A 13,166-nucleotide genomic window follows, 5' to 3' on the forward strand; every position below is an offset into this window, starting at 1 on the left:
CATTGCGTATAAGGCAAAATGCGAATGATATTGAGAAATAATATCGTTTCAATATTTTAGGGGAGGCCAAGAAGTGCATAATCATAATGGTGCTAATCAAACTACAAACGTAAATTCACAGTTACGTAGCGCGAACGCAACTACGCACAGCGCAAATATCAACAACGCCAGCGCAAACTCCAACAACGCCAGCGCAAACTCCGCAAGCTCCAACAACGCCAACGCAGCTTCTCAAGCAGCCGAAATTCACGCAAGTCACGCCCATCAGCATCGTCTCATCCTTACTCTTTCTCTTACTTCAATCGTATTTTTTGCCGAAGTAATCGGCTCTTTCCTTACCAATTCTCTGTCGCTTCTTATTGACGCCGGCCACATGCTTACGGATATTTCCGTTCTTGCGGCCTCAACGGTTACGGCAATTCTTATGCGCCGCCGCCCAAGCAGCAAGCGCACGTGGGGCTGGGCTCGTCTTGAGGTTATTACTGCCGCTGCTGGTGCGCTTATTTTGCTGCTTGTTGGCATATATGCTTTAGTTGAGGCTGGTATGCGTCTTTTTGGCAGCGGCCATCAGGGTATTCACGATGTCAATCAGCTGCTTTTCTTCGGTATCCTCGGTCTTGCTGCAAATCTCGCTTCTCTTGTAATTCTTATGTCTCAATCGCAAGACAACATGAATATGCGTGCAGCTTTCCTTGAGGTTATGAACGATGCTTTAGGCTCTGTGGCGGTTGTGATTTCGGCAATTGTGACGATGAGCACTGGTTGGGCGGGATTTGATGCTCTTGCCGGCGCAATTATTGCTATTCTTATGATTCCGCGCGCGTTAAAGTTACTTAAGAATGCTGTTAAGGTTCTTCTTGAACAAACTCCGGAAGGACTTGATTTAGATAAGGTTCGCGAGCATTTAGAGCATGTGCCTCACGTGCTTGCAGTTCACGATTTGCACGCTAGCACTGTTTCTACTGGTATGCCAATTTTTATGGCGCATGTGGTTGTGGAACCAAACATGACGATGGCTCAGTGTGCTCAGGTGCTTTCGCAACTTCAGGATTGTTTGCGTGAGCATTTCCCGGTTTCTGTCTCTCACACCACTTTCCAGTTGGAGCCTGAAGGCTACACGACTTCCAGCGCTTCGGAACATCACGAATAATGGTTTGACGCATTTAGTAGTTGCTACTTAGTTGCAATTTGCCTGCCATTTAACTGGTACTTAGTTGCTACTTAACTGTGTTGTGTTCATTTTTTGAAGTAAAGTGTAAGTATGCCCTTAAAAGAACTAATTAATAATCCTCACAGCGAGCGCGTGCGTAGGCTTGTGACTCTTGGTCGTGGAAAGTCGCGTGATTGTGAGCGTTTTCTTGTTGAAGGTCCGCAAAGTGTGCGTGAGGCTGTTCGTTATGCGTCGTATGCAATAAGCGATATTTACGTTACTCAAGAGGCTTGCGTACATAATGAAGATGAAAATAATCAATCTTCTTCGCTGCAAGAGATAGTACAGGAAGCATTATCTCGTTCTTTATATGTTCATCCTGTCGAATCTAGTATTATGCAAAAAATAAGCTCCGATTCCCAAGGAATTGCGGCTGTTTTGAATGCGCAATCTTTAGATGAGACTTACGTAGGTGAGTTTCAGAATTTGCGAGAATCTGCGCTAGTAGAAAATGCAGATAAACCGCTTTTGATTGCGGCTTGCTGGCAAGTGAGAGATCCTGGTAACGCTGGTGCGATTATTCGCGTTGCAGACGTTGCAGGCTGCGATGCCGTTGTTTTTGTTGACGATTGTGTAAGTCGTTGGAACGCTAAACTTGTGCGCTCTACTGCTGGATCGCTATTCCATCTTCCTGTAGTACAAATGAGTGTTCGAGATTGGTTTAGCTATGCTAAAAAGGCGAATGTTCATGTTATTGCGGCGGATATTTATGGAACTGATCAGCGTAAGCCGGTACCTTTCCCAAATATTCTTGCAAATACTGATCTTGCGAGCGCGTCTGTTGCTATATTATTCGGCAATGAAGCGCGTGGTCTTCCTCAAGAAATATTGCGTCAAGCCGACGATATCTCAATAATCCCAATCTATGGAAAAGCAGAATCAATGAACCTCGCGACGAGCGCAGCAGTAATGCTTATGGGCTTGGCTATGTCGAGTCGTGCGCGAAAAATATAGCTTTGGGCAGTATTTTAACAGTGTATAAAGCATACGAAACGTGCGTAATACGCGTAATACAGATAGGAAGGGTGCTGTGACCGATAATAAGCCATTCGACGTGAAGGCGGTAGCTCAAGTAGTCAAAGAAGGCATTGCTTGTGCTGCTGCGGCTCAAACCATGGACGAACTAAAAGCAGTGAAGTCTAAGTATGCTGGCGCGCAGTCGGTGATGACTGTTGCAAGCAAAGCTATTGGTTCACTGCCAGCGGATCAAAAAAAGGAAGTCGGCAAGGTAATGTCGGCGTTACGCGCTGATTTTGGCCGCGCTTTTGCTGAGGCTACAGAACGCGTAAAGTCTGCTGAAGAAGCGCGTATGCTCTCTGCTGAAACCGTTGATATGACGCTTCCTGTAAACCGCAAGCCACTTGGTGCGCGTCATCCAATTGCGCGTATTATTGAGGATTTTGAAGACTTCTTTGTTTCCATGGGCTGGCAAATTTCCGCAGGTCCGGAAGTGGAAACTGAATGGTTTGATTTTGATGCTTTGAACTTTGGTCCGGATCATCCTGCTCGTCAAATGCAGGATACTTTCTATGTGCAAGGCAATCAGGCGAAGGATGCCGCAGGTTTTGTTGGCTCAAACATGGTTTTGCGCACTCAAACTTCTTCTGATCAAGTTCGCGCGTTAATTGAGCGTGGTGTTCCTCTGTATATTGCTTCTCCTGGGCGCGTTTTCCGCACCGATGAGCTTGATGCTACGCATACGCCAGTGTTCCATCAGTGCGAAGCTTTGGCTGTAGACAAGCACTTAACTATGGCTGATTTGAAGGGTGTTCTTGATCGTTTGGCTGTTGCCATGTTTGGTCCTGAAGCTAAAAGCCGTTTGCGTCCGAGCTACTTCCCGTTTACTGAGCCGAGTGCTGAGCTTGACTTGTGGTTCCCAGATAAAAAGGGTGGTCCAGGCTGGATTGAATGGGGTGGCTGTGGTATGGTCAACCCGAATGTTTTGAAGTCTGCTGGATTGGATCCGCAAGTGTACACTGGCTTCGCGTTTGGCGTTGGCTTGGAGCGCACTTTGTTGCTTCGTCACGATATTAACGATATGCACGATTTGGTTGAAGGCGATAAGCGCTTCAGTGAACAGTTTGTAATGGGGGAGTAAAAGCTCATGCCAATGGTAGATATTGACTGGCTCAAAGATCATGTTGAAGTGCCAGAAGGTTTGACTTACGAACAGCTTGCTAAGGATTTGGTACGCGTAGGTTTGGAAGAAGAAGAGATTCATACTTCTCAAGTTACCGGCCCGATTGTAGTCGGCTATGTAGTCGATGCGACTCCTGAGCCGCAGAAGAATGGTAAAACTATTAACTGGTGTCATGTTGACGTTGGTGAACAATACAACGATGTTGACGAGAATGGTAAGAAAGTTCCTCGTGGCATTATTTGCGGCGCTCCTAATATGGCTGCCGGCGAAAAGGTTGTGGTAACGCTTCCTGGTGCTGTTCTTCCTGGTGATTTTAAGATTGAGCCTCGTAAAACTTATGGACACGTTTCTAATGGCATGTGCGCTTCTGAACGCGAGCTTGGCTTGGGAGATAGTCATAACGGCATCATTTTGCTGCGTGAATATGGTTTCTCTAAAGCTGAGTATGATGCGTTGAAGCCTGGCGACGATGCTATGGAATTGTTGCATCTGAATAAACCAATTTTGGAGATTAATATTACTCCTGACCGCGGTTACGCTTTTTCGTATCGTGGCGTTGCTCGCGAATATCACCATTCGACTGGTGCTGCTTACACCGATCCAGTGGTAGCGTTACGTGAACAAGCTGATCGTATTGCGGATACTTCCAATGAGAAAGCCTGCGATATTGAGGTGAGTGTTGAAGATACGAACCCAATTCACTCTGTGATTGGCTGTGATCGTTATTACGCTCGTGCGATTCATGGTTTTAATCCTCAAGCAACGACTCCTCACTGGATGCAGCGTCGTTTGATGCGTGCCGGTATGCGTAGTATTTCGTTAGCTGTTGACGTTACTAATTATGTCATGCTCGATTTGGGTCAGCCTTTGCACGCTTACGACTTAGATAAAATTGAGGGCCCGATTGTGGTTCGTCGTGCGCGTTCTGGCGAGCATCTTACAACATTAGATGGTAAAGATCGTGAACTTCACGTAGAGGATTTGGTTATTTCTGATTCTCCTCGTGGCAACCGTGGTTCTCGTGTGCTTGGCTTGGCTGGTGTTATGGGCGGCATGTATGGCGAGGTGACGAGTGAAACCAAGAATATTTTGCTTGAAGCGGCTCATTTTGATCCCGTTTCTATTGCTCGTACTGCACGCCGTCATAAGATTCCTTCCGAAGCCTCTCGTCGTTTTGAGCGCGGTGTTGATACGGATTTGCAGCCTGCTGCAGCTCAGATGGCGTCAAATCTTTTGGCGCAATTTGGTGATGCTCATCCGTCTTCAAGCCCTAAGGATTTGAATAATACGCAGTCTCGCAACGTTATTGTGTTTAAGGCTGATGAGGTTAAGCGTGTTGCTGGTCTCGATGTCGATTTGAACCGCATTAGCGATATTCTCACCGATATTGGCTGCTCTGTTGCTGGCGGTGGCAACGGTTCCTTCTCAGTGCTTCCTCCAACGTGGCGTCCGGATTTGAATGATCCTTGCGATTTGGTAGAAGAAATTGCTCGTTTAATTGGTTACGATGAGATTCCTGTTAAAGTTCCAGCAGTTCCTGTTACGGGTCGTACTGGTTTAACTGCTGAGCAGGCTACGCGTCGTGCAATTGCGTACGAGTTGGCTGAATCTGGTCTAGTAGAAACGTTAAGTTACCCGTTTGTTGGTGAGGAAGATATTAAAGCGTTCCGTCAAGACGTTGATGAAATTGTCAAGGTGAGTGTTCGTATTGCTAATCCTTTGGCTGGCGATCGTCCATGGCTTCGTCGTTGTGTACTTATGACGCTTGCTGGTACTGTTCGTCGTAATCTTCGTCGTGGTTTAAGTGACATTGCTTTGTATGAGCTTGGTCACGTATACTTCAGTGATCCTAATGCTCCTGCAATTCCTGCTTTGCCTGGCTCTCAGCGTCCTTCTAACGCGGAGCTTGCTGCACTCGATGCCGGCCTGCCGGATCAGCCGTTGCATGTTGCCGCTTTGCTTACTGGCCAGGCTGAAGATACTGGCTGGCTCGGTACGCATCGCGACGTGGATTGGAGTGATGCTGTAGAAGCTCTTCAACGTGTTGGCAAGCGTATAGGTGTTCATTTTGTTCTCAAACAGTTTGATGCTGACAACGCTCCTGCAGCTTGGCATCCAGGTCGCAGCGCTGAGGTTTGTGTTGCTGCTGAAGACGGCTCTTGCGTGTCTCTTGGTGTTGTTGGCGAGTTGCATCCACACGTTTGCGATGCTTTGGATTTGCCGAAACATTCTGCCGCGTTTGAACTCGATTTGACCGCCTTGTTTGCGAATATGTCGATGAAGCCGGTTCAAGCAAAGCCGATTTCCACATTCCCTCCAGTTAAGCAAGATTTTGCGTTCACTGCTCCTGTTTCCTTGACGGCTAAGACTTTGCAGGATGCCATTGTGAAGGCTGCTGGCGATTTGTTCGAATCTATTGAGCTGTTTGACGTATATGAGGGTGAGCAGCTTGGTGACGGTTTGCGTTCTCTCGCTTATTCGGTAACGTTCCGCGCTGCAGATAGAACGCTTTCTGGTGAGGAAATGGATGCTGTTCGTGCGGCAATTACTAAGTCGGCAGCGAGCTTGCACGCCACGTTGCGTGTGTAAACTAACGCGACACGATATTAGTAATGCAATAATCAACTGACATTGTGTTATGCGACTGCGCAGTTCTTGAGAAGCTCTGTGTGGTCGCATTTTTTATTGTGATATATAATTTTGTGATAAATTGCATAGAAAATTTGTATATTGCATAGATATTTATGTGCTTATGCGTATATATTAGATTGAGCGTGTTATATGAAAGGTTTTTTTAATCATTATGGTTAATCCAAAAAAGGATACAGAAAATACCGACAACCATGAGGTTTCGGTAAAACAGCAACGTCCGACTACTAAGGCGGCTCGATTAAATGCTATCGAACAGGCTTTGCTAAGTGAGGTTATTACTTCGCAATCTCAACTTTCAAGCGTGCTAGCTCGCAATGGCTTCAAAGTTACGCAGGCTACGTTAAGTCGCGATTTGGATGAGATTAACGCAGTAAAGATTCGTTTAACCGACGGTAGGATTGCGTATGTGCTAAGTGATGGTACTGGCAATCGTCATGCTATGGATACAGTGCGTGTTGATCAGCAGGTTGCGCGTACTCTGTCTGGCCTTGTTACTGAAGTCGGTCATGCGAACAATATTGTGGTTATTCACACTCCTTCGGGCGCGGCACAGTACGTTGCTAGTGTTATCGATCGTCAGCCTTTACGAGGAATTTTGGGGTCCGTTGCTGGTGACGATACGGTTATTATGGTTTGCGTTTCTAACGAGGAAGCTGAAAATCGTGCAGCTTGGATGTTGACTGTAGCTTCTCGCTGATAACTGTTGTTGAGATTTGTGAGTGGAACTTTGCGTAAGCGTTATAGTGCGTGGTGAGCAAAGTATTGTGTATGTGAAGCGCGCGGTGCGTCGGTTGTGCCGTGCGCTCTTCTTTTTTCTTTTTTCTTTTTCTTGGCCTTACCTTTTTCTAAAAGTAATTTCACTTATTCTCTCATAGTGCGAAATATTTGTGTGTGAAATAGCCTGAAATAAAGGGTTAGTTTCCGTAATATATTGTATAAGTATTTCACTATTGTTTTATGTTATTCTTTCTATATTTCTTCGTAAGAAAATAAATTTAACTATTTTTGCCATATCTGTTGATTTTATCGCCCCTGTATAATATGCTCTGTATTGTTTATTTATACACGATATGGCCAGGAGGTCAATATGAGCAGCAACAAGCGCATTGTATTAGCATATTCAGGTGGTTTAGATACTTCCGTTGCTATTCCTTACTTAAAAGAACAAACAGGACAGGACGTTGTAGCCGTATCGTTAAACGTAGGTCAAGGTGGGGAAGCATTAGAAGCAATTAAAAAGCGCGCTTTAGCTTGCGGTGCCGTCGAATCTTACGTTGTTGACGCGCGAGATGAGTTTGCAGATAACTACTGCATGCCTGCATTAAAAGCCAACGCCATGTATGAAGACGTATATCCACTAGTCTCTGCGTTGTCACGTCCTCTAATTACTCGTCATTTGGTTCACGCAGCCCACGAATTTGACGCAGATACTATTGCTCACGGTTGCACAGGCAAAGGTAACGATCAGGTTCGTTTTGAAGTGGCTATTCGCTCCCTTGATCCTTCATTAAAAGCAATAAGCCCTATTCGTGACTTGTCACTTACTCGCGACGTAGAAATCGCTTTCGCTAACGAACACAATCTTCCTATCGAACAAAGTAAGAAAAGCCCATATTCTATCGACCAAAACGTGTGGGGTCGCGCTATCGAAACAGGCTTCCTCGAGGATCCTTGGAATGCTCCTACCGAAGAATGTTATTCATATACAAAGAATCCTTTGGACGCTCACGATCCTGACGAAGTAACTATCACGTTTGAAAAAGGTGTGCCAGTTGCAATAGATGGTCATGACGTAACTCCACTGCAAGCAATCGAAGAAATGAACGCCAGAGCTGGAGCACAAGGCATTGGTCGAATTGATATTATTGAAGATCGTCTTGTCGGCATTAAGTCACGTGAATTGTACGAAGTTCCAGGTGCTCAAGCTCTGATTACTGCGCATCAAGAGTTAGAAAACTGCTGTTTGGAACGTGAACAGCACAGGCTAAAGCGTGCGCTCGATAAAAAGTGGGCGGAGTTCGTGTACGATGGCCAATGGTATTCTCCAGTAGTGCGCTCGCTCAACGCATTCATCAACGAAACGCAAGAGCACGTTTCTGGCGATATTCGCATGACTTTGTACGCAGGGAAGGCAGTTGTTACTGGTCGTCGATCTGAAGAATCGCTATACGATTTTAATTTAGCTACGTACGATTCTTCTGATACTTTCGACCAGCGCGCGTCCAACGGCTTTATCGAAATTTACGGATTGTCAAGTAAAGTTGCTGCAGCTCGTGACATGCGCGTTGCCAACAACAACTAATACGAGGTAATAACGACTATGCACGATGCAACAACTCACGCTTATCAACCTACTGATCCTCAACATACAGTAAATCAACCAATAGCATTGTGGGGAGGCAGGTTCAGTTCCGGACCTTCAGCAGCGCTTGCGGCGTTAAGTAAATCAACACAGTTTGATTGGCGTTTAGCAGATGACGATATTGCGGGGTCGCGCGCTCATGCGCACGCGTTGTATCGTGCAGGTCTTCTTAGTGAAAAAGAGTATGCTCAGTTATCGCTTGCGTTAGACGAATTGCAGAAACGCGTAGATGACGGAACTTTTGCGCCGATTGAAGAAGATGAGGACGAAGCAACAGCATTAGAACGCGGATTGCTTGAAATTGCAGGAAACGAGTTGGGCGGCAAACTTCGTGCAGGTCGTTCTAGAAATGACCAGATTGCTGCACTTATTCGCATGTTTTTACGTCGCCATGCGCGCCTTATTGCAAAATTACTGCTTTGTGTGTGCGATGCTCTGCTCAAGCAGTCACGAGATGCAAAAGATGCGGTGATGCCAGGGCGAACTCACATGCAGCATGCCCAGCCGATTCTGTTAGCGCATCAATTGATGGCACACGTGTGGCCACTATTACGCGATATTAAGCGACTGCAAGATTGGGATGTGAGAGCTGGTGAAAGTCCATACGGTGCAGGGGCATTAGCTGGCAATACGCTTGGCCTTGATCCGGATGCTGTAGCCCAAGAACTTGGTTTCACTAAAGTTTGCGCCAACTCAATTGACGCTACTGCAAGTAGAGACGTTGTTGCTGAGTTTTCGTTCATAGCGGCAATGATTGGCGTTGACATTTCTCGTCTTAGTGAAGAAATTATTATTTGGAATACCCAGGAATTTGCCTTCGTGCGCTTAGATGATGCGTATTCCACTGGATCTTCTATTATGCCGCAGAAAAAGAATCCGGATATTGCTGAGCTGGCTCGCGGTAAAGCGGGTCGACTCATAGGCGATTTAACTGGCTTAATGGCAACGTTAAAAGGTTTACCTACTGCGTACGCTCGCGATTTGCAGGAAGATAAAGAAGCCGTTTTTGATCAGATTGATACTTTAGAAGTCTTACTACCAGCTTTCGCCGGCATGGTTGAGACTATGCAATTTGATACGAAGCGTTTGCGAGAACAGGCAGCTACTGGTTTTGCGCTCGCCACCGATATTGCAGAATGGTTGGTGAAGCAGGGGGTTCCTTTCCGTAACGCGCATACTTTGTCGGGATTGTGCGTAAAACGAGCTGAGGAGATTGGCGGAGATCTTGCGGACTTAAGCGATGAAGATTTTGCGTCGATTATGGATGGTTACGTAGAGGCAAATAATATTGCCAATCTTCGATCCGTACTCTCCAGCGACGGTTCTGTGTCAGCCCGTTGCGGACGTGGCGGCACGGCACCGGTTCGAGTGCTCGAACAAATTGAAGAAGCAACCTGTATAATGGCGGAATATCAACGTTTTGCTGAGTCTGTTAGCGATGGTACTTCTTATCATTCTCCTCTCAACTAATGTACCCCACATATGCGTTTGACGAAGAAGCTTAAATTTTTTGCTCTGCTAGCTGTGCGTGTCTGCCTGTACTGCAAAAATTGAAAGGCTTGTGGACGCACATGGCGCCCGATATTTATCGGTACTTTTAATAAGGAGATACGAATGGCTCAGGTCAGGAATTACAAGGAAGCTGGATTTGCTTCTTTGTTTGAAGAGCTTAAGTGGCGTGGATTGATTTCGCAATCTACTGATGAGAAACAGCTTGCTCAAGCACTTGACGGGGAACCATTAACGTATTATTGCGGCTACGATCCTACGGCTGCATCTTTGCACATCGGCAATCTTGTACAGCTTATTAACATGCGTCATTTGCAGGCTGCAGGTCATCATCCTATTGCTTTAGTTGGTGGCGCTACCGGTTTGATTGGTGATCCTCGTCAAAGTGGTGAGCGCACGCTTAACTCTAAAGATATTGTGGCAGCGTGGGCTGAGCGTTTGCGTAGGCAGATTGGCAGAATTTTGCCGCTTGAAGGTGAAAATCCTGTTCGTTTTGTTAGCAATTATGACTGGGTTTCTAAGATGTCTGCTATCGACTTCTTGCGCGACGTCGGTAAAAACTTCCGTGTTGGCACAATGCTTGCCAAGGATATCGTGGCTCGTAGGTTGAATTCTGACGAAGGTATTTCTTTCGCAGAGTTCAGTTACCAAGTTTTGCAAGGTAACGATTTCTTATACTTGTTTGATAATTACAATGTTACTTTGCAACTTGGTGGTTCGGATCAGTGGGGTAATCTTACTTCCGGCATGGATTTGATACGTAAAGTGCGTGGCGCTTCTGTAAACGTATTTACCAGCCCTATTATTACGGATAATCAGGGTCGTAAGTTCGGCAAATCAGAAGGTAACGCAATGTGGCTTGATCCTTCCATGCTTAGTCCGTATCGCTTCTACCAGTTCTGGTTTAATCAGCCAGATGATGAAGTGGTTAAGTTGCTTAAGGTGTTCACATTCTTACCAAAGGATGAGATTGAACGTTTAGCTCAGCAGATTCAGGAGGATCCTGGAAGCCGTGAAGCTCAGCGCGTGCTCGCTTGGGAAGTTACCAGTTTCGTTCATGGCGAAGATGTTACTAACCAAGCGATTGAGGCTTCTTCTGCACTCTTTGGTCGAGGTGAACTTCAGAATATTGATGAGCAGACACTTGAGGCTGCATTGGATGGAGTTAAGGTTAAGACAGAAGATGGCAGCCTAGACTTTGCTAAGTCTTGTGCTGGTGATCGTGTGGTTGAGGCTGCAGTTGCTGCTGGCCTGTTCCGCACTGTTTCCGAGGCTCGTCGCGCTATTGAAGCTGGCGGTTTGTATTTGAACAATGAGCGCGTTGAAGGGGTAGATGCTGTGCTTGACGATAACTCGTTCCTGCATGGCCGTTTTGCTTTGCTTCGTCGCGGTAAGAAAGCTATTGGTGCTGTTGAGCGCGCATAAGACGCGTTTATGATTTTACAGAATGTGTCTGCTGCAATATTTTTCTGCAGCAGGCACATGTGAATTTTATGAAATAATAACAATGCGATTTCGCATATGAATGAGAGGTATGCCAGCATGGGCGAAGAACGCGAACACTCGCGCAGTGGTAGGAAGTCGTTTGGTGAGCGTGGCGGATTTGGTCATCGAAATGGTGGTAAAAGCGGCGAGCGCCGCGGCGGTTTCCACAAGGATGGTTTCCACAAGGGTGGTTTTAAGAAGGGTGGCTTCCATCGTCACGATGATGAGCGCGGCGATGGTTTCCGTTCTGCTGTAAATCGTGATGGTGAGCGTCGTTTCGATCGACGTGATGATCGTCGTGATAATCGTCATGACGGTTTTAAGAAGGGCGGTTTCCGTAATAATGGAAACGGTGGTTTCCGCGATGATCGCCGTGATCGTGATAACCGCTATGATAGTGAGCGTCATTTTGACCGTAATCGTCGTTTCGACGACCGTCGCGATGATCGCCGTTCACGCAATGCTGAACATAATGGTGAAGAAGGCGGTAATCCTCGTTATAAGAAGTTTGATGGTGAGCGTCGTTTCGATCGTCGCGATAATCGTCAAGACAACCGCCATAACGATCGCCGTGGTGGAGATTTTCGTAAGGACTTCCGCAACTCTTCTAAGGGCGGGTTCCGTGAGGATCGTCACGACAATCGCCGCGATGGCGAGCGCCGCTTTGACGACCGTCGCAACAATCATAACGAAAATTCTGAAAGCAATTATCGCAATAATACTAACGGAAACTTCCATTTCGACCGTGGTCCGCGTCGCAATTCCGACGGCACTGTTTCCTATCCATCTCAGAATCCTTATACCGCTCGCCGCCCAGGTGAGCCTAAGATGCCAAAGGGTTTGGAATGGGCTATGCTTTCTAAGGAGGATCGCGAACGTTTACGCGGCCTGTCTAAAGAGCATGCAGAAAACATTGGTTTGCATATTCTCGCAGCCTACGCTTTAGAAGAAGAAAATCCTGAACTCGCCTTAGAGCACGCAAAGTGGGCTGCTAAGCAGGCTTCTCGCATTGATTTTTCTCGAGAAACGTTAGCTTTTGTGTCGTATCGACAGGGTGATTACAAGCTTGCTGCAAAAGAGTTCCGCACTGCGATGCGAATGAATGGTTATCTCGATTATTTGCCGTTTATTGCTGATTGCGAACGTGGACTTGGAAACTTGGATAAGGCTTTGGAAATCTGCATGTCAGATGAAGCAAAGTCTTTGAAGGGCGAAGTTAAGGCTGAAATGTTCCTGGTTTATGCGGGTGTTTTGGCAGATACCAAACATGTTGATAAGGCTATCGATTTAGTTCATGCTATGGGACGTTCCAAGGGTCTTCCTGGTGAATATCGTATGCGTGCAGTGCAGGCTGAACAATACTTCCTGGAGGAAGCTGGGCGCAATGACGAAGCAATCGAGCTTGAAACGCTGCTTGATAGACTCGAACAGCAGTATGCCGATATTGATGATGAAGATATAGATCCTGATGATATCGTTATCGACTACGATTTGGAACATTTGAATGATGCCATGATGGATGAGATTGGCATGAGTGACGATGATGCTCAGTATGCTCCTGAAACTGATGATGCTGAAGAAGCGTCGTTTGAGGAACACGACGATAGCGACGATTCTGAAGAATCAGAGGAAGCTGATAAGTCTGAAGAATCTGAAGAATCCGATCCTTCGCAAGACAATGAAAAAGCTGCATCTGAAGACGCTGACAATACTGACACTATCGAAATGAGTGCCGTTCAGTCTCAAGAAGCATAACCCATAATTTATCATCTAAAACTTGCGCCCGGCTGCTGTAGAGTATGCCGGGC

Annotated in this window: 9 protein-coding genes; all 9 read left to right on the forward strand. The window is 46.3% G+C overall.

What is annotated here, in order from left to right; translation table 11 throughout:
• Window positions 1-157 precede the first annotated feature (157 nt).
• The 9 genes from HXT56_RS02295 to HXT56_RS02335 all read left to right on the forward strand — a co-directional run bounded on the left by HXT56_RS02295 (window position 158) and on the right by HXT56_RS02335 (window position 13,113).
• Window positions 158-1,150, forward strand: coding sequence for a cation diffusion facilitator family transporter (locus tag HXT56_RS02295; RefSeq protein WP_421778527.1), 993 nt, complete (start codon window positions 158-160; stop codon window positions 1,148-1,150).
• A 111-nt stretch (window positions 1,151-1,261) separates the two neighbouring features.
• Complete coding sequence (locus HXT56_RS02300) at window positions 1,262-2,164, forward strand: TrmH family RNA methyltransferase (RefSeq protein ID WP_421778340.1); 903 nt, start codon at window positions 1,262-1,264, stop codon at window positions 2,162-2,164.
• A 76-nt stretch (window positions 2,165-2,240) separates the two neighbouring features.
• Window positions 2,241-3,308: a phenylalanine--tRNA ligase subunit alpha gene (gene pheS / locus HXT56_RS02305; protein ID WP_165846014.1), complete on the forward strand. Its 1,068-nt coding sequence runs from the start codon at window positions 2,241-2,243 to the stop codon at window positions 3,306-3,308.
• 6 nt (window positions 3,309-3,314) lie between these two features.
• Window positions 3,315-5,939, forward strand: coding sequence for a phenylalanine--tRNA ligase subunit beta (gene pheT / locus HXT56_RS02310; protein WP_421778342.1), 2,625 nt, complete (start codon window positions 3,315-3,317; stop codon window positions 5,937-5,939).
• 214 nt (window positions 5,940-6,153) lie between these two features.
• Window positions 6,154-6,699 carry an arginine repressor gene (locus tag HXT56_RS02315; protein WP_116711663.1) on the forward strand — a complete coding sequence of 182 codons (546 nt, stop codon included), beginning with the start codon at window positions 6,154-6,156 and terminating at the stop codon, window positions 6,697-6,699.
• 390 nt (window positions 6,700-7,089) lie between these two features.
• On the forward strand, window positions 7,090-8,304 hold the full coding sequence (locus HXT56_RS02320) for an argininosuccinate synthase (protein WP_116711664.1): 1,215 nt from the start codon (window positions 7,090-7,092) through the stop codon (window positions 8,302-8,304).
• 18 nt (window positions 8,305-8,322) lie between these two features.
• The gene (argH, locus tag HXT56_RS02325; RefSeq protein WP_116711665.1) at window positions 8,323-9,834 is read left to right on the forward strand and encodes an argininosuccinate lyase; all 1,512 of its coding nucleotides are present in this window, start codon (window positions 8,323-8,325) and stop codon (window positions 9,832-9,834) included.
• A 144-nt stretch (window positions 9,835-9,978) separates the two neighbouring features.
• On the forward strand, window positions 9,979-11,298 hold the full coding sequence (tyrS, locus tag HXT56_RS02330; protein WP_116711666.1) for a tyrosine--tRNA ligase: 1,320 nt from the start codon (window positions 9,979-9,981) through the stop codon (window positions 11,296-11,298).
• A gap of 117 nt (window positions 11,299-11,415) precedes the next feature.
• Window positions 11,416-13,113 carry a hypothetical protein gene (locus HXT56_RS02335; protein WP_421778528.1) on the forward strand — a complete coding sequence of 566 codons (1,698 nt, stop codon included), beginning with the start codon at window positions 11,416-11,418 and terminating at the stop codon, window positions 13,111-13,113.
• Window positions 13,114-13,166 lie beyond the last annotated feature (53 nt).

The sequence above is a fragment of the Gardnerella nova genome (genome assembly GCF_049244055.1).
Classification (GTDB): domain Bacteria; phylum Actinomycetota; class Actinomycetes; order Actinomycetales; family Bifidobacteriaceae; genus Bifidobacterium; species Bifidobacterium vaginale_H.